Annotated in this window: 21 protein-coding genes and 1 pseudogene; 13 read left to right on the top strand and 9 right to left on the bottom strand. The window is 56.0% G+C overall.

Going from position 1 to position 26,162, the window contains the following annotated elements; translation table 11 throughout:
• The first annotated feature begins 118 nt into the window (after positions 1-118).
• The 3 genes from der to SPL01S_RS02370 all read left to right on the top strand — a co-directional run bounded on the left by der (position 119) and on the right by SPL01S_RS02370 (position 2,895).
• A complete protein-coding gene (gene der, locus SPL01S_RS02380) occupies positions 119-1,600 on the top strand; it encodes a ribosome biogenesis GTPase Der (RefSeq protein WP_004952062.1) in 1,482 nt (493 codons plus the stop codon).
• Positions 1,601-1,697: 97 nt separating this feature from the next.
• A complete protein-coding gene (locus SPL01S_RS02375; RefSeq protein WP_004952059.1) occupies positions 1,698-2,654 on the top strand; it encodes an AEC family transporter in 957 nt (318 codons plus the stop codon).
• 19 nt (positions 2,655-2,673) lie between these two features.
• Positions 2,674-2,895, top strand: a complete 222-nt coding sequence (locus SPL01S_RS02370) for a zinc ribbon domain-containing protein (RefSeq protein ID WP_062868286.1) — start codon at positions 2,674-2,676, stop codon at positions 2,893-2,895.
• A 4-nt stretch (positions 2,896-2,899) separates the two neighbouring features.
• Here the strand turns inward: SPL01S_RS02370 and SPL01S_RS02365 are convergent, their stop codons facing one another.
• The 3 genes from SPL01S_RS02365 to SPL01S_RS02355 are packed head-to-tail and all read right to left on the bottom strand — an operon-like array spanning position 2,900 to position 5,409.
• On the bottom strand, positions 2,900-3,241 hold the full coding sequence (locus SPL01S_RS02365; RefSeq protein ID WP_004952056.1) for a protealysin inhibitor emfourin: 342 nt from the start codon (positions 3,239-3,241) through the stop codon (positions 2,900-2,902).
• The gene (locus SPL01S_RS02360) at positions 3,241-4,266 is read right to left on the bottom strand and encodes a M4 family metallopeptidase (protein ID WP_063197380.1); all 1,026 of its coding nucleotides are present in this window, start codon (positions 4,264-4,266) and stop codon (positions 3,241-3,243) included. Before SPL01S_RS02360 ends, SPL01S_RS02365 begins: the two co-directional genes overlap by 1 nt.
• 60 nt (positions 4,267-4,326) lie before the next feature.
• Positions 4,327-5,409: a LacI family DNA-binding transcriptional regulator gene (locus tag SPL01S_RS02355; RefSeq protein ID WP_062868284.1), complete on the bottom strand. Its 1,083-nt coding sequence runs from the start codon at positions 5,407-5,409 to the stop codon at positions 4,327-4,329.
• 365 nt (positions 5,410-5,774) lie between these two features.
• On the opposite strand from SPL01S_RS02355, the gene SPL01S_RS02350 reads away from it, so the two are divergent.
• Positions 5,775-7,082, top strand: a complete 1,308-nt coding sequence (locus tag SPL01S_RS02350; protein WP_063197378.1) for an MFS transporter — start codon at positions 5,775-5,777, stop codon at positions 7,080-7,082.
• A gap of 11 nt (positions 7,083-7,093) precedes the next feature.
• Positions 7,094-9,460 (top strand): glycoside hydrolase family 31 protein, encoded by a 2,367-nt coding sequence (locus SPL01S_RS02345; protein ID WP_063197376.1) that lies wholly within the window; start codon positions 7,094-7,096, stop codon positions 9,458-9,460.
• A 9-nt stretch (positions 9,461-9,469) separates the two neighbouring features.
• Here the strand turns inward: SPL01S_RS02345 and xseA are convergent, their stop codons facing one another.
• Positions 9,470-10,855: an exodeoxyribonuclease VII large subunit gene (xseA, locus tag SPL01S_RS02340; protein WP_063197374.1), complete on the bottom strand. Its 1,386-nt coding sequence runs from the start codon at positions 10,853-10,855 to the stop codon at positions 9,470-9,472.
• Positions 10,856-11,025: 170 nt separating this feature from the next.
• Between xseA and guaB the strand changes: the two genes are divergently transcribed.
• Together guaB and guaA are read left to right on the top strand one after the other, a co-directional pair.
• Positions 11,026-12,489, top strand: coding sequence for an IMP dehydrogenase (gene guaB / locus SPL01S_RS02335; protein WP_063197372.1), 1,464 nt, complete (start codon positions 11,026-11,028; stop codon positions 12,487-12,489).
• 103 nt (positions 12,490-12,592) lie between these two features.
• Positions 12,593-14,170: a glutamine-hydrolyzing GMP synthase gene (guaA, locus tag SPL01S_RS02330; RefSeq protein ID WP_063197370.1), complete on the top strand. Its 1,578-nt coding sequence runs from the start codon at positions 12,593-12,595 to the stop codon at positions 14,168-14,170.
• A gap of 275 nt (positions 14,171-14,445) precedes the next feature.
• On the opposite strand, the gene SPL01S_RS02325 is transcribed toward guaA, so the two are convergent.
• Positions 14,446-15,339, bottom strand: a complete 894-nt coding sequence (locus tag SPL01S_RS02325) for a DMT family transporter (protein ID WP_063197368.1) — start codon at positions 15,337-15,339, stop codon at positions 14,446-14,448.
• A gap of 83 nt (positions 15,340-15,422) precedes the next feature.
• Here SPL01S_RS02325 and SPL01S_RS02320 point away from each other — a divergent pair, with 83 nt between their 5' ends.
• Positions 15,423-16,310 carry a LysR substrate-binding domain-containing protein gene (locus SPL01S_RS02320; protein ID WP_197913129.1) on the top strand — a complete coding sequence of 296 codons (888 nt, stop codon included), beginning with the start codon at positions 15,423-15,425 and terminating at the stop codon, positions 16,308-16,310.
• Between the two features lie 510 nt (positions 16,311-16,820).
• Here SPL01S_RS02320 and SPL01S_RS02315 read toward each other — a convergent pair.
• Positions 16,821-17,195 carry a winged helix-turn-helix transcriptional regulator gene (locus SPL01S_RS02315; protein WP_062791738.1) on the bottom strand — a complete coding sequence of 125 codons (375 nt, stop codon included), beginning with the start codon at positions 17,193-17,195 and terminating at the stop codon, positions 16,821-16,823.
• Between the two features lie 124 nt (positions 17,196-17,319).
• Here SPL01S_RS02315 and SPL01S_RS02310 point away from each other — a divergent pair, with 124 nt between their 5' ends.
• Positions 17,320-18,153 carry an enoyl-CoA hydratase/isomerase family protein gene (locus SPL01S_RS02310; RefSeq protein WP_063197542.1) on the top strand — a complete coding sequence of 278 codons (834 nt, stop codon included), beginning with the start codon at positions 17,320-17,322 and terminating at the stop codon, positions 18,151-18,153.
• A 39-nt stretch (positions 18,154-18,192) separates the two neighbouring features.
• On the opposite strand, the gene SPL01S_RS02305 is transcribed toward SPL01S_RS02310, so the two are convergent.
• Together SPL01S_RS02305 and SPL01S_RS02300 are read right to left on the bottom strand one after the other, a co-directional pair.
• Positions 18,193-19,974: a hybrid sensor histidine kinase/response regulator gene (locus tag SPL01S_RS02305; protein WP_063197364.1), complete on the bottom strand. Its 1,782-nt coding sequence runs from the start codon at positions 19,972-19,974 to the stop codon at positions 18,193-18,195.
• Positions 19,971-20,603: a response regulator transcription factor gene (locus SPL01S_RS02300; protein ID WP_063197362.1), complete on the bottom strand. Its 633-nt coding sequence runs from the start codon at positions 20,601-20,603 to the stop codon at positions 19,971-19,973. The genes SPL01S_RS02305 and SPL01S_RS02300 overlap by 4 nt, the downstream gene beginning before the upstream one ends.
• 179 nt (positions 20,604-20,782) lie before the next feature.
• On the opposite strand from SPL01S_RS02300, the gene SPL01S_RS02295 reads away from it, so the two are divergent.
• Both SPL01S_RS02295 and SPL01S_RS02290 read left to right on the top strand, forming a co-directional pair.
• Positions 20,783-21,097, top strand: coding sequence for a putative periplasmic lipoprotein (locus SPL01S_RS02295; RefSeq protein ID WP_004952028.1), 315 nt, complete (start codon positions 20,783-20,785; stop codon positions 21,095-21,097).
• 230 nt (positions 21,098-21,327) lie between these two features.
• A complete protein-coding gene (locus SPL01S_RS02290; RefSeq protein WP_063197360.1) occupies positions 21,328-24,435 on the top strand; it encodes an autotransporter outer membrane beta-barrel domain-containing protein in 3,108 nt (1,035 codons plus the stop codon).
• Positions 24,436-24,504: 69 nt separating this feature from the next.
• Here SPL01S_RS02290 and SPL01S_RS25620 read toward each other — a convergent pair.
• Positions 24,505-24,612: pseudogene (locus tag SPL01S_RS25620) on the bottom strand (23S rRNA pseudouridine synthase F); the annotation flags it as partial.
• A 144-nt stretch (positions 24,613-24,756) separates the two neighbouring features.
• Between SPL01S_RS25620 and SPL01S_RS02285 the strand changes: the two are divergent.
• Both SPL01S_RS02285 and SPL01S_RS02280 read left to right on the top strand, forming a co-directional pair.
• The gene (locus SPL01S_RS02285; protein WP_063197358.1) at positions 24,757-25,563 is read left to right on the top strand and encodes a YPO3983 family protein; all 807 of its coding nucleotides are present in this window, start codon (positions 24,757-24,759) and stop codon (positions 25,561-25,563) included.
• Positions 25,553-26,011, top strand: coding sequence for a DUF943 family protein (locus SPL01S_RS02280; protein WP_073972011.1), 459 nt, complete (start codon positions 25,553-25,555; stop codon positions 26,009-26,011). Before SPL01S_RS02285 ends, SPL01S_RS02280 begins: the two co-directional genes overlap by 11 nt.
• Positions 26,012-26,162 lie beyond the last annotated feature (151 nt).

Here is a 26,162-nt window from a genome sequence, read left to right as displayed (position 1 = left end):
CACGGTTTGCAAACGGCTCCTGAGTGTTCAGGGGCCGTTTCGTATTTTTATAATCTGCACTTCTGGTGTCTATCCATGGTGCAGTAACGCATTGATTATTAAGTAATGAGGCTTCACAATGATACCTGTCGTCGCGCTGGTTGGGCGCCCGAATGTGGGTAAATCCACCTTGTTTAACCGTTTAACACATACGCGCGATGCGCTGGTGGCGGATTTCCCCGGGCTAACGCGAGACCGCAAGTATGGTCGTGCCGAAGTTGAGGGTAATGAATTTATTATCGTCGATACCGGGGGCATTGACGGTACCGAAGACGGCGTTGAAACGCGCATGGCCGGCCAGTCGCTGTTGGCGATTGAAGAAGCGGACATCGTGCTGTTCATGGTCGACGCGCGTGCCGGCCTGATGCCGGCCGATCAGGGCATCGCCCAGCATCTGCGCAACCGTCAGAAAGCCACCTTCCTGGTCGCCAACAAAACCGACGGCATGGATCCGGACATGGCCACCGCCGATTTCTACTCGCTGGGCCTGGGTGACGTGCATGCGATTGCCGCTTCGCACGGCCGTGGCGTAGCGCAACTGATCGAGCACGTGCTGGTGCCGTTTGTCGGTGAAAAACCCGAAGAAGTCGAGCTGACCGAAGAAGAGGCGAACGCCGCTTACTGGGCTGAGCAGGAAGACGAAATCCCGGAAGACGAAGAGCCGGAAGACGACTTCAACCCGCAAGATTTGCCGATCAAGCTGGCGATCGTTGGCCGCCCTAACGTAGGTAAGTCCACACTGACTAACCGCATCCTCGGCGAGGAGCGTGTGGTGGTGTACGACATGCCGGGCACGACCCGCGACAGTATCTATATCCCGATGGTACGCGACGAGCGCGAATACGTGCTGATCGATACCGCCGGGGTACGCAAACGCGGCAAGGTGACGGAAACCGTAGAAAAATTCTCGGTAATCAAAACCCTGCAGGCGATTGAAGACGCCAACGTAGTGCTGCTGGTGGTTGACGCGCGCGAAGGCATTTCCGATCAGGATCTCTCGCTGCTCGGCTTTATCCTCAATAGTGGGCGCTCACTGGTGATTGTGGTCAACAAGTGGGACGGCATGAGCGAAGAAGATCGTGAGCACGTGAAAGAGATGCTCGATCTGCGCCTGGGCTTTGTCGATTTCGCCCGCATTCACTTTATTTCAGCCCTGCATGGCAGCGGCGTTGGCAATCTGTTCGTATCGGTGCTGGAAGCCTACGAGTGTGCGACCCGTCGTGTGAACACCTCCATGCTGACCAAAATCATGCAGATGGCTGCCGAAGACCACCAACCGCCGTTGGTGCGCGGCCGCCGCGTGAAGCTGAAATACGCTCACGCCGGGGGTTACAACCCACCGATCGTGGTGATCCACGGCAACCAGGTGAGCGATCTGGCCGACTCTTACAAACGCTATCTGATGAACTACTTCCGTCGTTCACTGAAGGTCATGGGTACGCCAATCCGCATCCAGTTCAAAGAGGGTGACAACCCGTTCGCCGGCAAACGCAACTTGCTGACGCCGAACCAGATGCGTAAACGTAAACGCCTGATGAGCCACCTGAAGAAAAGCAAGTAATCTTCAAAAAGAGCGCGGTAGCCATACCGCGCTCTTTTTTATTGCCCCGAAGTCGTTCTATTATCTGCATATTGTCGCCGTCAGTTGAAGGAACACCATGTCTTGGGAAACCTGGAGTTTTGCGTTCAGCGTCACCGTACCTAATTTGTTAATGATGCTGTTGGGCGTATTGTTGCGCCACTGGCGGCTGATGGACGATCGTTTTATTGATGGCGCCACCCGGTTGGTGTTCAATCTGGCGCTGCCTTGCCTGCTGTTCTTCAGCATCGCCACCAGTCATCCGCAACTGTTGGGCAACCTGCCGTTGGTTCTCTACGGGGCGATCGGCACCATCGCCACTTTCCTGCTGCTGGAGGTGGCGGCGGTCTGGCTGGTTAAGGAGCCGCGTGAACGGGGCGTGTTCGTGCAGGGCGGGTTCCGCGCCAATACCGCCATTGTCGGGCTGGCGTACGCCATGACTGCGTATGGCGACGAAGGGGTGGCGCTGGGTTCTCTGTACCTGACGGTCACGGTGATCCTGTTTAACGTGCTGTCGGTGATTACCCTGACGCGCAGCTTGCAGGGCGGGCATGGCAAGAAGATCAGCCGTTTGTCGCTGCTGCGCAGCATTGTCACCAATCCGCTGATTATCGGCCTGGTGTGTGGGCTGCTGTTCGCGCAAACCGGCCTGGCAATCCCGCAGGTGATCCGGCAGACCGGCAGTTATATCTCCGGGTTGTCGCTGCCGCTGGCGCTGCTGTGCACCGGCGCAAGCCTGGATCTGCGCGCCATGTTCCGTTCGTCCAACGTTGCTGCGCTGTCTTCTTCGGCCAAGCTGTTTCTGGTACCTGTACTGATGACGCTGGGCGGCTGGCTGTGGGGCTTTCACGGCGCGGCGCTGGGGATTATCTTCCTGTTTTCCGCCACGCCGACCGCCTCGGGCAGCTATGTCATGACGCGCGCCATGGGCGGCAACGCCACGCTGGCGGCGAATATTATTGCCATCACCACCGTCGGTTCGTTTTTTACCACCGCGCTGGGGATCTACTTCTTGCGCTCGTGGGGCGTCATCTAATTCAGATTCAGGAGTCAGTATGGAAGCGCACTGTCCGCAATGCGATCAAACGATGGAGTGGGTGAATGGTCACTACCATTGCGCCGCCTGCGAACGCGATTATCGGCAATTGGCCCATTGCCCGGACTGCGGGCAGCCGCTGCAGGAGCTGAAGGCCTGCGGCGCGGTGGATTACCTGTGTCAGAACGGCCACGGGCTGATATCCAAAAAGCGCGTGCTATTTGATTATCAGCCGTTGTAAGCGTTCACTCATCCACCTGACCGGTTTTCCACAAGTCCACCAGCGCCTGCGGTGCGCTGGTTTCCGGGATCAGCAAGACGATTTCACTGCACAGATTCTGGCTGTAATAGCTGATTTGCACGCGGAAGTAGCGCTGGTCGCCGCAGCCGGGGGAACCCGGTTTTCCCTCTTCCTGCGCGTAGGGCAGCGTTTGATTCAATAACTGGCTCAGGCGTTGGCGTTGCTCCGGCGTAATATCGGCCAGCGCAATGCGCCGCTGGCCCGCCAGTTTGGGAATAAAGGCGAAGCCGCCTTCACGCGCCAGCTCAATGACCGTGTCCTGATTGAGCGACGGCAAGGGTTTCATTATTCCACCCCCACCTGATGCCAGGCTTGCTGCACTTTGTCCGCCACGGTGCGATCAAAACGTTGCCGTGCATGTTTTACCGTAGTACGGGCGAAGGTGGCGAAGTCGGCATCCTGCGGCAGCGCTTTGTCGCATAGCGTGTCATACCAGACGTAACCGGCTTTCTCCCAGGCGAAGCCGCCGAGTGTGGTGGCCGCCAGATAGAAGGCACGGTTGGGGATGCCGGAGTTGAGGTGCACGCCGCCGTTGTCCTCTTTGGTCTGAATGTAATCCTTCATGTCGGCCGGTTGCGGATCTTTACCCAGCAGCGGATCGTCGTAGGCGGTGCCGGGCGCAGACATCGAGCGCAGGCCTTTGCCGTTAATGCCCTTGGCCAGCAGGCCCGCGCCAATCAGCCAGTCGGCCTTGTCGGCGGTTTGCCGCAGGTGGAACTGCTTGACCAAGGAACCGAAGACGTCAGACATAGACTCATTCAGCGCACCGGCCTGTTGGAAGTAAATCAGCCCGGCTTCGCTTTCGGTTACACCGTGCGCCAGTTCATGGCCGACGACATCGATAGCGAGGGTAAAACGGTTGAAGATCTCGCCGTCACCGTCGCCGAATACCATCTGCTGGCCATTCCAGAAGGCATTCTGATACTCATGGCCATAGTGGACGCTGCCGGTCAGCGGCAGCCCTTTGTTGTCCAGCGAGTTGCGCTCAAACGCCTGCCAGAAGAAATCGTAGGTTACGCCGAGATAGTCATAGGCTTCGTCTACCGCCACGTCATGGTTGCTGGCCTGGCCCTCGTTGCGCACTTGTTTGCCGGGAAGCTGAGTGCCGTTTTGAGCGTCGTAGATATCGCGGATGACTTCGCCGCCGCTGGCGGTTTGCGCGCCGGGCGCGCGCAGCGGCTTGTTGCCGAGCAGGCTTTGGACGTGGTTCAGGGTGTGCAATGCGCAGTCGCGCTGCGGTACGCTGCCGTGTTCAATAATCCTGCGTAGCATATAAGGGGGGATGACTGAACGTGCGGTCAGGGTCGGCATAATGGCTCTCCTTAAGCAAAATTACCCTCAATAAGTCAATATTCCACCACTAAGTGTAGTTCAGACATCGTAAAGACGATGATCGTGGGTGCTGACCGCCGGGCTGGTCTTGTGCGGGCTGATGCGCTTGACCGAGGCGCGTACCGCCAGTTTTCCGTGCAGCAGCAGGTTGCACGGTGGCGCATCGGCGCGCAGCATCCGGCGCTGCAACAGTTGGATCGCCTCATGCCCCAGTTCGTCTCGCGGCACATGCACCGAGGTGAGCGGCACATCATGAATTTCCGCCAGATTGAAACCGTCGGTGCTCATGACCGAGATATCCGTCGGTACGTTCAGCCCCAGTTTGTTCAATGCCTTGACCGCACCGACCGCCATATAGTCGCCCCCGGCGAGAATAGCCGTCGGCAGTTGCGAACGCTGGCCGACCTGATTGATAAAGGTGGTCAACGCCTGCTCGGCTTCTTCGCTGCCAAAGCCGGAGGTGGTAACCAGATGGCGGCCTTCGTCAAAGGCGATGTTGTGCTGCGCATAGGCCTGCCTGATGCCCGCCAGCCGCAGCTCCATGGTGTGTCGGCGCAGGCATTGCAGGTTCAGAATATGGCTGTGGCCCTGTTGGATCAGATAATTGGCGGAGAACTCGCCGATCAACTGATGATCGGGGGAGACGCTGTCCAGCCGCATCTGACGATCGGTGCAGTTGATCAGTACGCAGGGCTTGTGCAGATCGGCGGCCAACTGGTGAATGTGTTCGTCGTCGATGCCGATAATCAGCGCCGCCTCGGTCTGCGGATCGCTCATTTTTTCCAGGAACAGCGCGCCGTCGCTGTGTTGCTCTTCGAGCCCGCAATAGCGGATGCGCACCTCATGCTCCGCCAGCGCGGCGGTGATCCCCTGGATCACCTTGTGATAAAAGATGTCGGTGCGCACGTCGAAGGCGCGCTGCGGGGCAAACACCATGACGTTGTTCAGCATCAGCCGGCCGTTGGACAGGCCTTGCAAGATGCCGTTCTGTTGGGCGCAGGCCAATACTTTGTGGCGCGCCTCGGCGCTGGTGTTGGCCTTGCCCGCGAGTACGCGTGAAACGGTGCTGATCGACAGCCCTGTTTGGCGGGCGATTTCCTGTATTTTCAGCTTTCCGTTCATTCTGTGATCTCCTTCAAATTTGCCGGTGAAAATATTTTCACCGCATTTTTTCAGCGTACTGTCTGGCTTGGGTCGCCATTATGGCGAGCTTTTAGGCTGCTTATGAAAATTTTTGCAAAAAACCACGTTTCGCTCACGCTTCCGGCTGGCTAGTCTGCATTGGTACACCAATTTTATAGACTTATCAGTCCAATTTACCGACTGAATTATAAATAAAATGAAAATAAATCATGTGGTTGTGAGCAGTGTGTGTGATTTTTCGTGATCGCCATCGCAAATTTTAGCAACCCATACCTTCGATACCAAAACGTGCCCTACCAAAAAGCGAGCTGTTTCACCGGGCAGCCGCCGTGGAGAGAAGACAGATGAGTGTTGAAATTAATCAGACGGTCGCGCACAGCGGCCGCCGCAAGTTTAAATCGCTGCGCTGGTGGATGCTGGCGCTGTTTCTGCTCGGCGTTACGGTCAACTACATTACCCGTAACTCGCTGGGTATCCTGGCGCCGGAGCTGAAAACCAGTCTGAACATGACCACCGAGCAATATTCCTGGGTGGTGGCGTCGTTCCAACTGGCCTATACGGTATTTCAGCCGATCTGCGGCTGGCTGATCGATGTTATCGGCCTGAAGATGGGCTTTTTGATCTGCGCCAGCATCTGGGCAGTGGTGTGCATGCTGCACGCCGGGGCGGGGAGCTGGGTTCAGTTGGCGATCCTGCGCTTCTTCATGGGCGGGGCGGAAGCGGCGGCCACGCCGGGCAACGCCAAGGCGATCTCCGACTGGTTCCCGAAAAAGGAACGGCCGGTTGCCGCCGGCTGGGCGGGCGTAGGTTTTTCTATCGGCGCCATGCTGGCCCCGCCAATCATCGTCATCGCCCACGTCTCTTTTGGCTGGCAGGGCGCCTTCTTGTTCTCCGGCGCGCTGGGGTTGATCTGGGTGGTGCTGTGGTGGCTGTTCTACCACGAGCCGTTAAAGCACCCGAACCTGAGCCAAAAAGAGCTGGATCTGATCCGCGAAGATAACGAACCGGTCTTGCCGAGGCTGCCGTTTTTAAAATCATTGGCCATCTTGTGTAAAAACAAAAAGTTCTACGGCATCGCCATCCCGGCCTTTCTCGCCGAACCGGCCTGGGCGGTGTTCAGCTTCTGGGTGCCGCTGTATCTGGCCACCGAACGCGGCATGGATTTAAAGCACATCGCCATGTTTGCCTGGCTGCCGTTTTTGGCGGCGGATATCGGCAGCGTCGCCAGCGGTTATCTCACCACCCTGTACCGCAAATGGTTCGGTTGCAGCCGCGTTAACTCGGTGGTCGCCAGCTCGGTCACTGGCGCCTTCATGATGGTATCGCTGGCGTTTGTCGCGGTGACCAAAGATCCCTATGTGGCGATCGCGTTGATCTCGATCGGCGGTTTCGGCCATCAGGTGATCTCCTGCATGCTCAGCGCGCTGGTGGTGGAGTCGTTCGATAAAAACCAGATGGCGACGGTCAACGGCATGCGTGGCTCCAGTGCCTGGATCGCCAGCTTCCTGTTTACGCTGCTGATCGGTGCGGTTTCCGACACCGTCGGCTTCAATCCGCTGTTTATCGCCATGGGCTTCTTCGATCTGATCGGCGCCGTGTTCCTGATTGCTTTGATCGCCGAACGCAGCGGTAAAAAAACACTGAATAGTTAAGTTGGATACCTATGAAAACGTTAAAAAAATGGACGCTGGCAGGTGAATATGCCGATCGTATTGAGCTGTTGGTCGACGAGCGCCACCTGTTCTGCCTGTACGTGCTGGAAGACAACCTGTTCCGCGTGCTGATCAAACGCAACGGCGAGCTGGCGCTGGATCGCACCTGGAGCATTGCGCCGCAGGCTGACGTGCCCTGGGAAGGGCGCGATCGCCTGAGCGTCGCCGGTTTTAGCCTGCCGGGCTATCAACTGCAACAGCATGAGGATCGGCTGGTGGTGACCAGCGCCGCGCTGCGCGTTACCCTGCATCAGCCGCTGTGGCTGGAGTGGGAGCACCGCAATGCCGCCGGTGAATGGCGGCCGCTGGCGGCCGACCGGCCAACCAGCGCCTACCTGCTCAATCCGCAGGGTGACGGCGTGGCGCACTACCAGCGCCGCTTTGCCGGCGAACGCTATTATGGCCTGGGCGAGAAGGCCGGCGATCTGGAGCGCAGCGGCCGCCGTTTCGAAATGCGCAATCTGGATGCGATGGGCTACAACGCCGCCAGCACCGACCCGCTGTACAAACATGTGCCCTTTACCATCACCCGCGGTGCAGAGGCCAGTTTCGGGCTGTTTTACGACAACCTGAGCAGCTGTTGGCTGGATTTGGGCAACGAGATCGACAACTACCATCTGGCCTACCGCCGTTATCAGGCCGAGGCGGGGGATCTCGATTATTACCTGTTCCTGGGGCCGCAAGTGCTGGACGTGACCAAAGCCTTTGTGCGCCTCACCGGCAAGACCCACTTCGGGCCGAAATGGAGCCTCGGGTACAGCGGTTCGACCATGCATTACACCGACGCGCCGGACGCCCAGCAGCAGTTGCAACAGTTCATCGCCTTGTGCAAGCAGCACGATATTCCCTGCGATTCGTTCCAGCTGTCTTCGGGTTACACCTCGATCGGCAACAAGCGCTACGTGTTCAACTGGAATTACGACAAGGTGCCGCAGCCGAAGCTACTGAGCCAGGCGTTCCACGCCGCCGGGCTGAAGCTGGCGGCCAACATCAAACCCTGCCTGTTGCAGGATCATCCGCAGTACCGGCAGGCGGCGGAGCAGGGGCTGTTTATCCGCGATTCGGAAAGCGACCAGCCGGAGCGGTCCAGCTTTTGGGACGACGAAGGCTCGCACCTCGATTTCACCAATCCGGCGACGGTGCGTTGGTGGCAGCAGGGCGTCACTCAGCAACTGCTGGAGATGGGCATAGATTCAACCTGGAACGACAACAACGAATACGAAGTATGGGACGCAGAAGCGCGTTGCCAGGGTTTTGGCCGGCCGATCGCCATCAAGCATATCCGCCCGGTAATGCCGTTGCTGATGATGCGCGCGTCGATGGAAGCCCAGCAGCGCTTTGCGCCCGACCTGCGGCCGTACCTGATCTCCCGTTCCGGCTGTGCCGGCATGCAGCGCTACGTGCAGACCTGGAGCGGCGACAACCGCACCAACTGGCAAACCCTGCGCTACAACATCCGCATGGGGTTGGGCATGAGCCTGTCCGGGTTGTATAACCTGGGGCACGACGTCGGCGGTTTTTCCGGCGACAAACCGGACGCCGAACTGCTGGTGCGCTGGGTGCAAAACGGCGTGATGCACCCGCGTTTCACCATTCACTCCTGGAATGACGACGCGACGGTTAACGAGCCGTGGATGTATCCGGCCGCCACGCCGGCCGTCCGCGAGGCGATCAACCTGCGCTATCGCCTGATGCCCTATTTCTACACCCTGCTGTGGCAGGCCAGCGCCGACGACGAGCCGATGCTGCGCCCGACCTTCCTCGATCACGAGCATGACGAACGCACCCTGAAAGAAACCGACGATTTTATGATTGGCCGCGATTTGCTGGTGGCCAGCGTGGTGGAGCAGGGGCAGCGTGCGCGTTCGGTCTATCTGCCGGATAACGGCGAAGGCTGGTACTGCTTCCACAGCGGCCAGTGGTTCAGCGGTGGCCAGACGGTGGTGCTGGATGCGCCGCTGGAGCGTTTACCGCTGTTGGTGCGCGCCGGGGCGGCGTTGCCGTTGTCATCACGCTTGGCGCACGTTGACGTTGCCGCCGACGATCGGCGCGAGTTGCAACTGTACCCGTTTAAAGGCTGTGGCAGCGCTTCTGGGCTGTTGTTCGAAGACGACGGGGAAAGTTATGGCTGGCAGCAGGGCAACGCGCTGTGGCTGCGCTGGGAGATGCACAGCGATAATCGGCGCGTCATGCTGAACGTCACCACCGAAGGGCAGTTCAAACCGGCATGGCGAACGCTGACGGTCAGCCTGCCTGCCGGAGAAACGCGGGAACTGTGGATCAACGGTGAGCCGGGAGAGAGTTTTACGCTGAAATAACGGGAATAGCTATTCGGCCGCGTCAGCCGCGCGTTTTTTGCGCGGCTTCTTGGCGACGATGATAGTTTTCACTTCGCTTTCCACCCAGCCATCCTGCAGGCGGGTTTTCAGCAGTTCGCCCACCTGGGCCTGTTTGGTGGTTTTCAGCAATTCGCCGCGCGGGGTTTGCGTCACGCTGTAGCCGCGCGCCAGCGTCGCCAACGGGCTGACCGCTTCGAGCTGGCTACAGGCCACGCCGAAACGCTGGCGGTAAGCATTGAGTTGGCGCTCCAGCACCTGCTGCAAACGGTATTCCTGTTGCTGCACGCGTTGCTGATAACGGTGAATGCGCGCCTGCGGCTGTACCTGCGCCAAACGTTGTTGCACCCGATCGCTGCGGCGTGAAGACAGGCGCAGCTGGTTTTGCATGCCGTCTTCCAACCGGCGTTGCAGCTTGAACAACAGCGTCTGCTGGCGCGCCAGGCGCAGATGCGGATGCTGCTGTTGCAAACGGTGGTTGATGCGGGTGAACTGCTGCTGACGCTGGGCCAGATAGTAATCCATCGCCATTTCCATCCGCTGCTGCTGGGATTGCAACTGACGCAGCAGCTCCAACTGATTGCGGCTGACCAGTTCGGCGGCGGCGGAAGGGGTTGGCGCACGCAGGTCGGCGACAAAATCGGCAATGGTGACGTCGGTTTCATGGCCGACGGCGCTGACGATCGGAATGCGGCTGGCGAATATCGCCCGCGCTACGCGTTCGTCGTTAAAACTCCACAGGTCTTCCAGCGAGCCGCCGCCCCGGCCGACGATCAGCACGTCGCATTCGTCGCGGCGGTTGGCCGTTTCGATGGCGCGCACGATCTGCAATGGCGCTTCCGCGCCCTGCACCGAGGTCGGGTAGATAACGATGGGCAGCGAAGGATCGCGCCGTTGCAGCACCTGCAGCACATCGTGCAGCGCCGCGCCGCTGGCGGAGGTGATCACCCCGACGCGTTTGGCCGGGCTGGGCAGCGGTTGTTTGAACTGTTGGTCGAACAGGCCTTCGGCGCTCAGGCGCTGTTTCAGTTGATCGAATTGCTGTTGCAGCAGGCCGTCGCCGGCGGGTTGCATGCTTTCGGCAATCAGCTGATAGTCGCCGCGCGGTTCATACAGCGTGATGCTGGCGCGAACCAACACTTGCTGGCCGTTTTGCGGGCGGAAGGTGGTGCGGCGGTTGCTGTTGCGGAACATCGCACAGCGCACCTGCGCGCGGTCGTCTTTCAGCGTGAAATACCAGTGGCCGGAAGCCGGTTGAGAGAAGTTGGATATCTCGGCGGAGAGCCAAATCTGGCCCATTTCCATTTCCAGCAGCTGTCGAACCGTCTGATTCAGGCGGCTTACGGTAAAAATAGACGGCGAGACAGGTAGCGACATGTGACCCAGATCAAATTCCAAAACAACCACTTAATTGGTCGATACTACAGGGCTGAAAAAGGTAATCAAGAGTTTTTGTGAGAAAGTGCTGGAGGCAACCGATTACGCTCTGTATAATGCCGCGGCAATATTTTATCTTTTTCACAGCCCACTCTGGTGAGATATTGCCCATGCTACGTATCGCGAAAGAAGCACTAACGTTTGACGACGTTCTCCTGGTTCCAGCTCACTCTACGGTTCTGCCTAATACCGCTGAGCTCGGCACCCAATTGACCAAAACTATCCACCTGAATATCCCTATGCTGTCCGCAGCCATGGATACCGTAACCGAATCCGGCCTGGCCATTGCGCTGGCGCAGGAAGGCGGCCTGGGCTTCATTCACAAAAACATGTCCATCGAGCGTCAGGCTGAAGAAGTCCGCCGCGTGAAAAAACATGAAAGCGGCGTAGTTACCGACCCGCAAGCCGTAACTCCCTCCACCACGCTGAAAGAAGTGAAAGAACTGACCGCGCGTAACGGCTTTGCCGGCTACCCGGTAGTGACCGAAGAGAACGAACTGGTCGGTATCATCACCGGCCGTGACGTGCGCTTCGTGACCGATCTGAACCAGCCTGTTACCGCCGTGATGACGCCGAAAGAGCGCCTGGTCACGGTGAAAGAGGGTGAAGCGCGTGAAGTCGTGCTGCAAAGAATGCACGAAAAACGCGTTGAGAAAGCGCTGGTGGTGGACGACAACTTCCATCTGCTGGGCATGATCACCGTAAAAGACTTCCAGAAGGCGGAGCGCAAGCCAAACGCCTGTAAGGACGAGCATGGCCGCCTGCGCGTTGGCGCTGCGGTTGGCGCCGGTGCCGGCAACGAAGAGCGCGTTGACGCGCTGGTCGCAGCAGGCGTTGACGTACTCCTGATCGACTCCTCTCACGGCCACTCCGAAGGCGTATTGCAGCGCATTCGCGAAACCCGCGCCAAATACCCGGATCTGCAGATCGTTGGCGGCAACGTCGCTACGGCCTCCGGCGCCAAAGCGCTGGCTGACGCCGGCGTGAGCGCGGTGAAAGTGGGTATCGGCCCTGGCTCCATCTGTACCACCCGCATCGTGACCGGCGTGGGCGTACCGCAGATCACCGCTATCGCCGACGCGGTTGAAGCGCTGGAAGGCACCGGTATCCCGGTTATCGCCGACGGCGGCATCCGCTTCTCCGGCGACATCGCCAAAGCCATCGCGGCCGGCGCATCTTGCGTAATGGTCGGCTCTATGCTGGCGGGCACCGAAGAATCGCCGGGCGAAATCGAGCTGTACCAGGGCCGTTCGTTCAAATCCTACCGCGGTATGGGCTCGCTGGGCGCCATGTCCAAAGGCTCTTCCGACCGTTACTTCCAAACCGATAACGCCGCCGACAAACTGGTGCCGGAAGGTATCGAAGGCCGCGTGGCTTACAAAGGCATGCTGAAAGCGATCGTGCACCAGCAAATGGGCGGTCTGCGCTCTTGCATGGGCCTGACCGGCTGCGCCACCATCGACGATCTGCGCACCAAGGCTGAATTTGTGCGCATCAGCGGCGCCGGCATTCAGGAAAGCCACGTGCATGACGTGACCATCACCAAAGAGTCACCGAACTACCGCATGGGTTAATGCTTGACCCTCTCCTGCGGGAGAGGCCGGGGTGGGGGGTTTGGCTCCTCGCCCCGAAACCTTATTTTTCGCTCTTTTTCTCTGTTGCTGGAATTCGCCTCACATGACAAATAATATCCATAAGCATCGCATCCTTATTCTGGATTTTGGTTCGCAATACACTCAACTGGTAGCACGCCGCGTGCGCGAAATCGGCGTTTACTGCGAGCTGTGGGCCTGGGACGTTAGCGAAGAGCAAATCCGCGAATTCAATCCAAGCGGCATCATCCTTTCCGGCGGCCCGGAGAGCACCACCGAACATAACAGCCCACGTGCGCCAGAATACGTGTTCACCGCCGGTGTGCCGGTACTGGGCGTATGCTACGGCATGCAGACCATGGCGATGCAGCTGGGCGGCCATGTGCAGGGTTCCAACGAACGTGAGTTCGGCTATGCGCAGGTGGAAGTGACCACCGACAGCGCGCTGGTTCGCGGCATCGAAGACGCCCTCAGCGCTGCCGGCAAACCGCTGCTGGACGTGTGGATGAGCCACGGCGACAAAGTGACCGCCATCCCTTCCGACTTCGTGACCGTCGCCAGCACCGATACCTGCCCGTTCGCCATTATGGCCAACGAAGAAAAACGCTTCTACGGCGTGCAGTTCCACCCGGAAGTGACCCATACCCGCCAGGGCCAGCGTATGCTGGAGCGTTTCGTATTGGATATCTGCCAGTGTGAAGCCCTGTGGACGCCTGCGACCATCATCGAAGATGCGGTTGAGCGTATCCGCGAGCAAGTGGGCGAAGATCACGTGATCCTCGGCCTGTCCGGCGGCGTGGATTCTTCCGTTACCGCCATGTTGCTGCACCGCGCCATCGGCAAACGCCTGACCTGCGTGTTTGTCGACAACGGCCTGCTGCGCCTGAACGAAGCCGACCAGGTGCTGGATATGTTCGGCGACCACTTCGGCCTGAACATCGTGCACGTCGCGGCGGAAAACCGCTTCTTGGACGCGCTGGCCGGCGTTGACGAGCCGGAAGCCAAGCGCAAGATCATCGGCCGCGTATTCGTGGAAGTGTTCGACGAAGAAGCCTGCAAGCAAGACGAAGTGAAATGGCTGGCGCAAGGCACCATCTATCCGGACGTGATTGAATCCGCCGCTTCCGCCACCGGCAAAGCGCACGTGATCAAGTCGCACCACAACGTGGGCGGCCTGCCGAAAGAGATGAAGCTGGGCCTGGTCGAGCCGCTGAAAGAGCTGTTCAAAGACGAAGTGCGCAAAATCGGTCTGGAGCTGGGCCTGCCGTACGACATGCTGTACCGCCACCCGTTCCCGGGGCCAGGTCTGGGCGTGCGCGTGCTGGGCGAAGTGAAGAAAGAGTACTGCGACCTGCTGCGCCGTGCCGATGCCATCTTCATCGAAGAGCTGCATAAAGCCGACCTGTACAACAAGGTCAGCCAGGCGTTCACCGTATTCCTGCCGGTGCGTTCGGTCGGCGTGATGGGCGACGGCCGTAAATACGACTGGGTTGTTTCACTGCGCGCAGTGGAAACCATCGACTTTATGACCGCACATTGGGCGCACCTGCCGTACGATTTCCTCGGCCGCGTCTCCAACCGCATCATCAACGAAGTGGACGGCATTTCCCGTGTAGTTTATGACATCAGCGGCAAGCCACCGGCTACCATTGAGTGGGAATGATTTGGTTGCCGGCTTAAGCTGGCGCTGACAGGCAATAAAATGACTAAACCCGCGTAATTGCGGGTTTTTTTGTTTTTATGATTGGCAAATTTTGGTAGCGCTTGTTGCGATAGAAGAAAATTTTAGCGGCTAAAACCTCTGTGAGTATTAACCTTTGATTGTGTTGCCTTATATTTGAACTGACATCCTCGTTGGCCTGTGAAAAGTTGGGTTTGGATGTCTCAGGGCGTGAAGCGGACGCTGTGAACCCGTGAAGATTATCTGTCGCTATGGCCTTATAAACTTATCTTCCGTTGTCGCCCGACTGGGAAATGCCAGCCCAGTTTTACACCAAGTGTGCATAGTGCGATCAGTATCATACCTGTCATCTGAATGACCCCTGGTTGATGGCCATAAAACACCCAGTCAACAATGATAGCAACCACTGGGTAGATAAAAGTCAGCACGCCAATTACCGGGGTGGTTAACTTTGGATAAGCCGAATACATCAGGACGTAGGCGACACCGGTGTGCAGTACACCTATGCCAATTAACCACCCCCACGACTCAGGAGGAACTGAACGAAACGAATCGGTAAAGGGGGCCAGCAGAATAATTCCAACTATCGTCTGGCATAATGTGGTAATTTCGGGTCGTTGCTGTCCCAGTCCTTTCCCCACTACTGTTGATATCGCGTACAGCAAGGCTGCAACCAGAGTAAGCGCGACTCCCAGAACCCAGTGAATATTAATGACACCGGAGGGAGCGATAAGCCCACTGGCCAGAATGACGCCTGTAAATGCTCCTGCCATCCATAGGACCTGGTTTAGTGAGATCAGCTCCCTAAGAAACACCGCGCTGATCAGTACAACAAAGAAAGGTTGTATGTGGTAGACAATAGTTGTTGTGGCTATTGAGGTAAGTGTGAATCCGGCAAAAAAAGCTATCCAGCTAAGCACCATACAGACCCCTGCGAGGGAGGCATAAGTAAGACGTTTAAGGGAAAGAGACCTGTCCGGCAGGTAACCCCGGATGATGCACCATAAACCAAGAAAGAGAGTGCCAAAAACGCAGCGCCAGAACACTACCGAAACTGGCGAAAGTCCGGACTCCACGGCAAAAGCACCAACCGTTCCTATCATCGCCATTCCGACAGCGAGTTTAACCGCAGGTAGCTGTTTGTCAGACATTTTTCTTTCCCTTCCCAGGCTCTAAAATGAACAATGAAGCAACTATATTTTTCGTGGTTAAATTAATCCAGTGAATAGATTTTATGGCTTCTATTCGTTATATTGATAGAGCTATGGCTAATCTTTTAGATATTGATCTGCTGCGTGCCTTTGTTGCTGTTGTCGAAACGGGCAGTTTTTCCCGTGCGGGCGAACGGATCGGGAGAAGCCAGTCTGCTGTGAGTATGCAGATCAAGCGTCTTGAACAGTCCATCGGTAAACGCCTTTTACATCGAGGGACAAAGGCTGTTGTCCTCAACTCCGTTGGTGCTGATTTCCTGGTTCATGCCAGGCAAATTTTGAAACTGTCAGATGAGGCCTGGACAAGTGTGACACGCCCAGAAGAGACGGGCTGTGTTCGCCTGGGGGTACCTGATGACTATGCCGCTTTTTTATTACCTCCGGTGCTTGAACAATTCTCGGCGGAACATCCCTTGGTGACAGTAGAACTGATATGTGAGCCCTCTCTTTCCCTCACAAAAGCTATTGCGGATGGAAAAATTGATCTGGCTATTGTTACCCGGGCGGAGGAACAACCGGTTGAAGTGATACGAAAAGAGCCTTTTGTCTGGGTTGCATCACCAACACATGTCGCCTGGAAAAGTGATCCTGTCCCGGTAGCACTATTTGCTCCCGGGAGTGCTGCACGTACCAATGTCATTCGTGCTCTATCTGAAAACGGCTATACCTACCGGAATGCTTATTCGAGTGCCAGCTTGCTTGGTCTTGTAGCTGTTGTTCAGGCGGGGCTTGCAGTGGCCGGTTTGGCTAAGTGCAGCGTACCGCCATCCCTGTGCATTATTGGCGCCAATGAAGGTCTGCCTCCACTGAACGATCTGGAAGTGAGTATCTTACGGAAGTCAGGAGAAAGTGGGCCTGCAACAGATTGCCTGTACAACTTTCTCTATCGTTCCTTAACGGACTACCGTTGATACAAGCTACCGTGTTAAGTTCCCTGGTTTCGCTGAAATAACTGAAGAATACCCCCCTAAGCGTCAGCAGCAAGATAAGGCCCCGTAAATCCCCCCCTTTATGTCGCAAGCGCCGTAAAGCCCTCTCTCCGGGGTTAAAAGAAATTACTTGCTGACAGCTGGTTCAGGCTAATCAGGGCTGGGGGAAGAAGGGCAGAGTTTATAGCCAGGTAACTGGCTACGCCGGGCTTACGGTGCCATGTCTCTGACGCGGCATTCAGTAGGGCGAGCAGCACACTGCTCGCCTGTCTTGTTAGCTTCAGGGAAATAATCACCTGTCCGTCAGGAGGTCCGGTTTGTGCTGTGAGCTCAATGGGTCGATGCAACGCTATCCTTAACGAGGGGGACGGCTGATTTCCTCCTTAACACCCCCCGGCATGTTTTTTTCGCCGATGTACAAGATAAAGCCCATCTCCAAATACGATCCTTGCCTGCAATGGAGCGCAGAGTATGTCTTATCAGTAGCCAGCCTCAATTCTCAACCTGTTGGCTTTGCTCATCATATCTGCGCTGGCAGTCCTGAATCGCCTCCATATTCCCCAGCGTCCAGTTGAACAGTATCGAAAACGGCCCCTGCAAGGATTCGCCAAGCGGCGTCAGTGAATACTCGACGCCAAGCACCCGCCCATCCAACACCTTGCGTTTCACCATGCCGTTGCGTTCCAGCTTGCGCAGCGTTTGGGTCAGTACGCGTTGAGTGACGCCATCCAGGCGGCGCTTGATGGCGTTAAAACGCTGCGGCTCACGCAGCACCTCCAGCACCATCATTGACCATTTGTCGGCGATCTGGTCGAGAACGATGCGGCTCGGGCAGTCTGCGCGGTAGATCGGGTCAGTCTTGTCCATAGGTATTCTCCAGCATCCCTGGGATGCTTAAGGTGCGTAATTGACGCCAGGTATGCAAAGTATACCATTCGACGAACGGCGCGAAAATCCAGCACCGTTATCCCCAGGCAAAAAGGACATGGACATGACAGATACAGATTTCAGCAAGCTCAGGCTGTCTCACGCGCACGGTGTATTGACGGTCACTATCGATAATCCGCCGGTAAACGTGCTCGATGTGGCACTGATGTCGGAAATGAGTCGTTTATTGCTCTCGGTACGTGACGATCCGGACACGCGCGTGCTGGTTTTTCAGAGCGCGGATCCCGAGTTCTTCATTGCGCATGTTGATATGACCCTGATCGATGAGCCGCACGCCTTCGATGAACTGGCGCGCAACGCGCCGGAGGGGCTTAATCCGTTCCAGGCCTTTGGCGAATTGGTGCGCAACCAACCGCAGGTCACCATCGTTAAGCTGGCCGGGCTGGCGCGCGGCGGCGGCGCAGAATTTGTGGCGGCGGCCGACATGGCCTTCGCCGCGGAAGGGCGGGCGGGGCTTGCCCAGTGCGAAGCCCTGATGGGCATTACGCCCGGCGGCGGCGCGACCCAATATCTGACGAGCCGCATGACGCGCGGCCGCGCGCTTGAAGTGATCCTTGGCGCCGATCTTATCGACGCGGCAACCGCAGAGCGCTACGGCTGGATTAATCGCGCATTGCCCGCCGCCGAGCTTGATGAGTTCGTCGAGCGGCTAGCGCGCAACATCGCGGCATTGCCTGCCGGGGTTATCGCGGCGGCCAAGCAGGCGATGCCCGCGCCGGACCTGCGGGCGGGCTTTCAGCGCGAGCACGAAGCCTGGGCGGGTTTGTTTGCCCGCCCGGCCACGGAGCAGCTGATTCGTGGTGGGCTTAAGGCTGGCGCCCAGACTAAAGAGGGGGAACGCAACCTCGAGGGCCTGCTGCGCAAGCTTGGCGTTTAAGGTGTTTTGGCGGTGGGGCCGGGGGCCAGTCTGTGTTCGCTAACTACTCGCCCACTGGCTCAACAAAGCATGCAATTTCGCCGGCTCCAGCGGCTTTCTCAATACCAGGTAACCTTCCTGCTCGGCCTCTTGCAGAACCGGCGAGTTGAATTCCCCGCTGACCATGGCGCCGCTGGTATCCGGCAGGCGCTCAAACAGCGCTTTCAAGATATCGAAGCCGCTCTCGCCGGAGCGGAGTCGTTGATCGCACAGCACGGCGAAAGGCGTGAAGCCTTCGTCGATAATCGCAAAAGCCTCCTCGGCGGAAGCCGCGCAGCGCACGGTAATGCCCCAGGTGCTCATCAAACTCTCCCAGGCGGAGGTCACCAGCGGGTCATCGTCCACCACCAGGCAGGCGCCACTCAATGACTCATAGCGGGTTGGGGCGCCGGTGTTGGCGTAGCTGTTAACGCTTTCCGGCGGGTGCTCTTCGCCGGCATACAAGGCAAAACGCATCCAGAAACGCGATCCTTTGCCTTCAATGGAGCGCATGCCGTATTTCACCTTCATCAATTTGGCGCAGCGCGCCACCACCGCCAGCCCCAATCCATGGCCGGCGCTGTCGATTTTCCACGCCAGTTCGGGGCGATAATAGGGGGAAAAGATTTTGCCTTTCTCTTCGTCGGCGATACCGACGCCGGTGTCCCACACTTCGATCAGGCATTCCTCGCCCCGTGGGCGGATCGCTATCAATACACCGCCTTCTTGCGTATAACGCAGCGCATTTTGTATCAGGTTGATCAGCGATTGCCGGATGAGCAATTGATCGCCCATCACGCAAACCCGCCGTTTGGGCCGCCATGTGCGAAGTGATAATGCCCGGCTGTTCGCCTCTTCGCGAAACAGCGTGATCACGGAATCCAGTAGCTTTCCAATGTCCACATGGGTGGTCGCCGTACTGACGTTGCCGGACTCAATCTTGCTGAGATCAAGCAGCGAATTGAACATAAGATGCACCGATCGCACGCTTTGTTGCAGATCCAACAGTTGGGGGATCAGCGTGGCGTCACGATTCTTATGGATGATGGCCTCGATCAGAAAACCCATCGCGTGTACCGGCTGGCGCAAATCATGGCTGGCGGTGGTCAGGAATTGATTTTTATCCAGCAAGGCTTGTTCCGCCTCTTCCTTGGCCTGCCGAAATTGTTCCGCAAGGCGCGAGCTTTTCTCTTCGAGCAGGGCTTGCTGAATAAAGAAGGCGTGCGAGGTCAATGCGTGCCGGTAAATGGCGAACCCATAAAGCAAATTGAGCATCAGTACGATCGGCATGACATCGCCCAGTCGCCAGATAATGCCAAAATTAAGCACGCCCCAGGAGGCGAAGAAAAAACGCGTAAAGGTGCTGATGACCGGCGTCAGATGGGTTGCGTTGGCGGCGACGATGGCCGCGATACTGATGTTTAATAACAGGAAAAAATCGAAGCTGTTTTTTTCTGGGGCGATTAAATATAAGGATGAAATACCCAAACCATGCACGAAGGCGACGTTATTAATGCGCGGTAACCAACGGCTAATCACAGTGCTGGCGTTATTTTTCTGGGTATCATAGCGATAGCGTCGATGCCATAATCTGATGGCCAATGCGCAGAGAAAATATATCAGTATCCAGGCAATAATCGGCGTGAGTTCTTTCCCCAATAAATAGAGCCAAATGGCGAAAGGAATACCGACAAAGGGCACGGCGGTAAAGCTGAAGACCAACCGCATGAAGGTATTGTCCAGCAGGCGGATCTGTGCGCGTGGGGAGATCTCATCATTTTGTAATGATTGAAGTAATTTCATTGCGAATGATCCTGCCTGCCATGCAGCAGGGTGATGGCTTCCACCCGGCTGTTTACGCCTATTTTTTTGAGAATGTTGCTAATGTGCTCTTTAACCGTGGGTTCGGAAATAGACAACTGCGAAGCTATTCGCTTATTGGGAAAGCCGCGCATCATCATGATTAATACATCTATTTGCCGCGGGGTTAAATTGAATTTTTGCAGGTGGCTGTGAGCGCTGGTTACACATTCTTCATGTTCCAGAGGGAACCACTTTTTATTTTCCATCAGGGCGGAAACGGCTTCGGCGAATAATTCAGGTTGTTCGTTTTTAAGCACAAAGCCGTGCCCGCCGGCATCACGCACCTTTTGCCCTATTTCATTGTTCTCATCGCCGCTGACCACCAGAAAACGAATCTTCGAATACTGGTCTTTTAGCTCTTTGAGTAACTTCAACGCCGTCCCCTCGGACAACCAAAAATCGATAACCATTAAGCGCGGAGCGCCATTTTCCAGAATATGGCGATAACAATGAGCTTCGTTGGTTACCACATAGGCATGTTTAAAACGACAATGCGTATTCAGGTAATTGGCGATGCCGCTTGCCACCAGCGGATGGTCATCGACAACCAGTGCATAATCCTGCTCCAAAGAGATCTCCTTTCGTGTAAACGTACCAGATTGGCTCCGATGACTCGTTATTATCAACCCTCCCTACTTTAGGAGGGTTTTTTAACTTAAGAAAGGGAAATATATTATTCGGGGATTTGGATAAGGTAAAACATAAAACCATTCAGCGATTGGATCTGTCTGGTTACAAAGGATAATTTATGAAAAAACCACTTATCGCTTTAGCCGTTACTTTACTGGTGGCCGGCTGTTCAACGTTGAAAACCGATCAGGCAATACCCTTGTTGCAGGCGGAAACGGCTAAAATGCTGGGCCTGGGTTCATCGGATGAAATAACTGTGACCAATGTCAATGGTGCTCAGCCCGATGCCCTGGGTGGGCAAAAACTTTCTTATCGCGCCACCACCGAGAAAGGCCGCATTTTCGACTGCTCCTCGCTGATGATGCCGGGTATTTTAGGTTCGGCGCCCTCGCTGAGCGCACCGACCTGTACTCCAGTCGTCACGCATAAATAATTCGCCTCAGGCGCGAGCCGGAGTTGGCAATCAGGACTGGTCCGCAGTCCCAATAATTTTGGCATCGGGGCATTGGCGCTGGGGGGCAATAAGCTGGCGTCTCGATGACAATCCCTCTGTACCCGCCCTCTGTACTCGCAAATAACGCGCCACGCATACTCTAATGCATTGAGTTTTTCATATAAATAATAACTTTGATGGCATCAAGATAATTGGGCCGGAGATAGAACATGAAAGATCAAACATCGCATCACTTCGCGGTAAGAAAACCGCTTTCCAAAGTTTACCTCGCACTTTTTTCCGCGCCATTGATATTGATTGGGCCCGCCGATATGGCGCGCGCCGATGATGCTATTTTTGATGGCGACTCCCGTATTACGGAACCTTTGAGTTACGCGGGCAATGTTTACGTCGGCCGTAATCAAGGCGGGAACCTGTTGATCGATAATGGTGAAGTCAACGCCTATAACATCAATATCGGCACCCGCGCCAATGGTCAAATTTATGAAAGTTCGGTCACTGTCAAAGGGCCGAACGCGGTATTGAACGCCATCAATGACCAATCCGTCATGCACGGCAATATTAATCTGGGGCTGGGCACATTGCGGGTTGAAGAAGGGGCGCTGGCCAGCGCGAAAGAGATCGTGGTCGGCTCCAGCCGTGGCTACGACAGCCATCTTGTCGCGACGGGCGCCGGTTCCAGAGTCGTCAGCAATTTTCTTAGCGTCGGCACCGATCTGGGGGCCAGATCCACGCTGTCGATTGAAGACGGCGCGGTGCTGAACACCATGTTCGATGCGCGCATCGGCAACGGTTCCGGACCCGGCGAGACCGATAAGCTAAGCCCGAAAGCCACGGTTACGGGGGCGAATTCGCAGTGGAACGTCGGCCGCGCGCTCACGCTCTATGGCGATCTGGACGTGTTGAACGGCGGCGCGGTCAACGTCGGCAGCATCGAGGTGGCGGGCGTCTCCGGCGCGCGTAAAACCGCCGAACTCTACATCGCCGGCCATGGTTCGCGCGTTACCAGCGGGAGCCATGTCAGCGTGGGGGATTACGGCAACGGCGTGCTGTCGGTCGTTGACGGCGGCGAGTTTTCCGCCGGCGCAAACGAACTGCGGTTGGGCGATACCGGCTCCGGCTCGAACAGAGGTGCGCTGATCATCGGCAGCCGCGGCAATATGGACACCGGCACCGGGTTGACCGAACCCACGCTAGGCGCGGCGGGTGGCGCGGGTACTATCGATGCCCAGACGGCGGTCAACCTGCGGGGCGGCTTGTTCGGCAGCTATGTCTACTTTAACCATACTTCCGACAGCTACGACTTCCGCAACAAGATGATGGGGGAAGGCGAGGTTATCAATACCGCCGGGCATACGACGCTGAGCGGCGACCTGACCCAGCTCAAGGCAAATGTGACCGCGCGGGGCGGCAAAATCATCATCGCCGGCGATATCAATACGCAGCCAGAAGACAGCCCTTTCGACGTGCAGACACTGAGCGCCGAGAGCGGCGGCACCTTGATCCTCAACGCCACGGCCGGTTCTGACGTCAGCAATGGCCTGGGTTACAGCAGCGCCGCGTCGATCAAATCCGGCGGTACGCTGGGCGGTAACGGCACCCTGGGCCAGACCGAGATCCAGTCCGGCGGCCATATTTCCCCCGGCGACGGCAATATCGGCACGCTTACGCTGAAACGCTATCTGAATTTCCTCGGTGAATCTTTCTACGACGTCGATATCGCCGGCGACGGCAGCAGCGACAAACTGGTCGTAGCGGGTAAAACCACCATCAGCGAGCAGGCCAAAGTGCAGGTTACCGCGCTGGATCCGCAAACCAGTTATAAGACAGGACAAAGCTACCGCATTTTAACCTCGGAGGGCGGGATTGACGGCAAGTTTGCCGAGGCTATCTCAAAATCTGCATTTTTGGACGTGGCGCTCAACCAGAGTACGAATGCCGTGGATCTGACGATTGCGCAAAAAGGCGGTAACCCAGGCGAGGGCGGTAACCCAGGTGAAGGCGGCAACCCAGGCGAAGGCGGCAACCCAGGTGAAGGCGGCAACCCAGGTGAAGGCGGCAACCCAGGCGAAGGCGGCAACCCAGGCGAAGGCGGCAACCCAGGCGAGGGCGGCAATCCAGGCGAGGGCGGTAACCCAGGCGAGGGCGGCAATCCAGGTGAAGGCGGCAATCCAGGTGAAGGCGGCAGCAAGCCCGGTATTTTCCAAACGGTGGCGCAAACCGGCAACCAGTGGAATACCGCCGGCGCCCTGTCGACGTTGGCGCAGAGCGGCCCTTCACTGGCCTTATACAACTCCTTGCTGTTGTTGAACGCGCCGGAAGCTCGCGACGCATTCAATCAACTGTCTGGTGAAGTCTATCCCTCCATTCAGTCAAACCTGATTGCCGGCAGCACCCAAGTGTTCAATGTCCTGAACCAGCGCATGCTGCGCGCGTTTGATAATGATGCGCTGCCCGTTCCACCGCTGGCGATGACGCTGGTTCAGCCGGCCAATGCCGAAAATAACGGCGTATGGGGGCAGACCTTCGGCTCCTGGACAAGAAACAGCGGTAACGACAACGTGGGGAAACTGGATGGCAACACCAGCGGTTTCCTGATCGGTGCCGATCGCAAGCTCACCGACCACAGTGTCCGCGTTGGGGGATATTTTGGGTATAGCCGCGGCGATTACGATATTGATAGCCGCCGTTCCAAGTCCGACAGCGACAATTATCATCTGGGTCTGTATGCCGCAGGGCAGCAGGATGCCTTCTCCTTGCGCGGTGCGCTGGGTTACACCTGGCATCGGCTTGAGAATGAGCGCAACGTTGATTTCGGCAATTTCTCCGATCGGCTCAAGGCGGACTACGACGCCGACTCGCTGCTGGCGTTCACCGAAGCGGGCTACCGTTTCGGGCAGCCGGACGCTAACGTCGAGCCCTTTATCAATCTGAGCTACATCCGTCTGCACACCGATAACTTCCAGGAAAGGGGCGGCGCCGCCGCGCTGAGCGTCCGCAATGAAACGATGAATACGTTCTATTCGACATTGGGCGTGCGTGGAACCAAAGAGTTGCCGAAAAACGTCAGCCTTTACGGCTCACTGGGTTGGCAGCATGCCTACGGCGATAAAAATACCTCATCGCGCATGGCATTTGCCGGCAGTGACGCTTTTGTCACCCAGGGGCAGGCGGTTGACGACAATCTGATGGTGGCTGATGTCGGGGTGAGCGTGAAGCTGTCGCGATCCACCACGCTGGCCGTCGGTTATCAGGGGCAATACGGTTCCGATACTCAGGTTAATGCGGTTAATGCCAACATCAAATGGTCATTCTGATGTGCTGAGGAATTAGGTTTCTGTCGTATCGAGATGTCGCTGGGCAACGGGATGTTGCCTGGCGATATCTCAGCTTCGGCGCTCTTGTGCCGCAAGGCAGCGCTCTTCGGACGAAGAGTGCTCTATCAGCTTAAATAATTCGAGCCACTCATCATCGGTGAAATCCCGCCACTCGCCAGCCCGGTGGGTTATGGATTACATTTATCTAGGTTATGGATAATTGAACATACTCATAGATTTTGACATTTTCGGATATCACGCTGATAAGGTAGGCTATACGATAAATACACAGGGAAAACACGACTAAGGGACTGGTTTAGGATGCGTGGATTGACAAGGCCGTTAACGATTTTTACTGGCAAGAAACCTTTTAATGACCGTTTAGCGGATGATATGCAATGCGGGGATATGAATGAACGTACTTTGAAGCAACGTTACCATTTAGAACAGGTATCAACGCATATAAACTGGAGTACTTATAAAGCCGCGTATGATCACCCGTTAACAAGAAACATCCCGGCGGCCAGCAAAGAAAAAGTGGTTTCAATGCTTTTTGATGAATTGAGGTCATCATCAAGATATTTTTCTTTCATAGGGGCTTATCAGGGGATGATCGCTAAGCTGTTCAATCATATGCAGTATAATAACGGTGCTGCTTACTATGATGTTCAAATGGATCAAGCCTATAAGAAACTTATACTAAGCGATAAATCTGAAAATAGCACACTTGTTCGAATTAAAAACGTCCTGGATACTTTTGACTTTGATTCTTATGAGTTGAATAAAGAAGCATTCTCTCTTCAGTTGTCACAAAGCCGCTTGCCGAAATATATTCGTTGGAAAGATTCTGTTAATGGGTTGGGAGTAACGGTCCATGATATTAACAGTACAGAGATAAGTATCGAGTCGCTTGTTTTTCAGGGCAACAGATACACTGCTGTCGTTAACTATAAGGCTCAAGACCATTTTGGTCTGGACAAAGATGACATTGGGAAGTTGAAATTTAATTCTATTAGCTTCTTTAGAATTTGGTTTGTGCTTCAGCGGTATGAAAAATTTGCATACAAACCGTTCTTCACCAATTTCGGTGCGAAAATAACACTGACAGGTGAGAACAATGTTTCGTAAATATAAATTTAAGATTGCTGTAATCGCGACCTTGATTGTTATTATTTGGTTGGCCTGGGTGATGGTAAGGCCTGCAAGTATTGTCAGGGTTGATGGCGCGTCGGTTTATGTTGAAAATCTTCCACTGACTACCGAAGGTAAAATTTCTTGGTGGAACGATAATAAGGCCATGCTTCAGAATAGGTACTCTATTATCAAAGATAAAAGTCATTTCACCGTTGCTATAATGAATTTCGGTGGTTACGTAGAGCTTCCAACAGGTAGCAATGATGGGAGTGTTGATGACTATCATTGTTTTAATGATGTAAAGAGCAATAAGAAATGTATCTATAATAATATATCGATGATTATCAATGGTAATATTAACAGGAAAGTTTTTATAAGCCTTGATGGGGAGCTTTATGTCCAAACGCCTGATAATAAAATAGAACCAGTAAATAGTCATTAACCTTCACCCGTTAAATTCTGGGCGTTATTCTACCCGGCCGGTTGACATAAAAGCACGTCGCCATTTCGTCGCGGCTTGGTAGGTGGCGTGATGGTGTACGGCGGTATCACTGGTCCGCAGGCTGTTTCATGGCGATATTTCAAATAGACGC

The sequence above is a fragment of the Serratia plymuthica NBRC 102599 genome, assembly GCF_001590925.1.
Classification (GTDB): domain Bacteria; phylum Pseudomonadota; class Gammaproteobacteria; order Enterobacterales; family Enterobacteriaceae; genus Serratia; species Serratia plymuthica.
The sequence above is the reverse complement of the archived record's forward strand: the minus strand, read 5'-3'. Positions and strand labels throughout refer to the sequence as shown.

Excerpts from the sequence above, each read along its gene's own strand:
- der (WP_004952062.1), top strand. The coding sequence starts at position 119 with ATGATACCTGTCGTCGCGCTGGTTGGGCGCCCGAATGTGGGTAAATCC.
- SPL01S_RS02375 (WP_004952059.1), top strand. The coding sequence starts at position 1,698 with ATGTCTTGGGAAACCTGGAGTTTTGCGTTCAGCGTCACCGTACCTAAT.
- SPL01S_RS02370 (WP_062868286.1), top strand. The coding sequence starts at position 2,674 with ATGGAAGCGCACTGTCCGCAATGCGATCAAACGATGGAGTGGGTGAAT.
- SPL01S_RS02365 (WP_004952056.1), bottom strand. The coding sequence starts at position 3,241 with ATGAAACCCTTGCCGTCGCTCAATCAGGACACGGTCATTGAGCTGGCG.
- SPL01S_RS02360 (WP_063197380.1), bottom strand. The coding sequence starts at position 4,266 with ATGCCGACCCTGACCGCACGTTCAGTCATCCCCCCTTATATGCTACGC.
- SPL01S_RS02355 (WP_062868284.1), bottom strand. The coding sequence starts at position 5,409 with ATGAACGGAAAGCTGAAAATACAGGAAATCGCCCGCCAAACAGGGCTG.
- SPL01S_RS02350 (WP_063197378.1), top strand. The coding sequence starts at position 5,775 with ATGAGTGTTGAAATTAATCAGACGGTCGCGCACAGCGGCCGCCGCAAG.
- SPL01S_RS02345 (WP_063197376.1), top strand. The coding sequence starts at position 7,094 with ATGAAAACGTTAAAAAAATGGACGCTGGCAGGTGAATATGCCGATCGT.
- xseA (WP_063197374.1), bottom strand. The coding sequence starts at position 10,855 with ATGTCGCTACCTGTCTCGCCGTCTATTTTTACCGTAAGCCGCCTGAAT.
- guaB (WP_063197372.1), top strand. The coding sequence starts at position 11,026 with ATGCTACGTATCGCGAAAGAAGCACTAACGTTTGACGACGTTCTCCTG.
- guaA (WP_063197370.1), top strand. The coding sequence starts at position 12,593 with ATGACAAATAATATCCATAAGCATCGCATCCTTATTCTGGATTTTGGT.
- SPL01S_RS02325 (WP_063197368.1), bottom strand. The coding sequence starts at position 15,339 with ATGTCTGACAAACAGCTACCTGCGGTTAAACTCGCTGTCGGAATGGCG.
- SPL01S_RS02320 (WP_197913129.1), top strand. The coding sequence starts at position 15,423 with ATGGCTTCTATTCGTTATATTGATAGAGCTATGGCTAATCTTTTAGAT.
- SPL01S_RS02315 (WP_062791738.1), bottom strand. The coding sequence starts at position 17,195 with ATGGACAAGACTGACCCGATCTACCGCGCAGACTGCCCGAGCCGCATC.
- SPL01S_RS02310 (WP_063197542.1), top strand. The coding sequence starts at position 17,320 with ATGACAGATACAGATTTCAGCAAGCTCAGGCTGTCTCACGCGCACGGT.
- SPL01S_RS02305 (WP_063197364.1), bottom strand. The coding sequence starts at position 19,974 with ATGAAATTACTTCAATCATTACAAAATGATGAGATCTCCCCACGCGCA.
- SPL01S_RS02295 (WP_004952028.1), top strand. The coding sequence starts at position 20,783 with ATGAAAAAACCACTTATCGCTTTAGCCGTTACTTTACTGGTGGCCGGC.
- SPL01S_RS02290 (WP_063197360.1), top strand. The coding sequence starts at position 21,328 with ATGAAAGATCAAACATCGCATCACTTCGCGGTAAGAAAACCGCTTTCC.
- SPL01S_RS02285 (WP_063197358.1), top strand. The coding sequence starts at position 24,757 with ATGCGTGGATTGACAAGGCCGTTAACGATTTTTACTGGCAAGAAACCT.
- SPL01S_RS02280 (WP_073972011.1), top strand. The coding sequence starts at position 25,553 with ATGTTTCGTAAATATAAATTTAAGATTGCTGTAATCGCGACCTTGATT.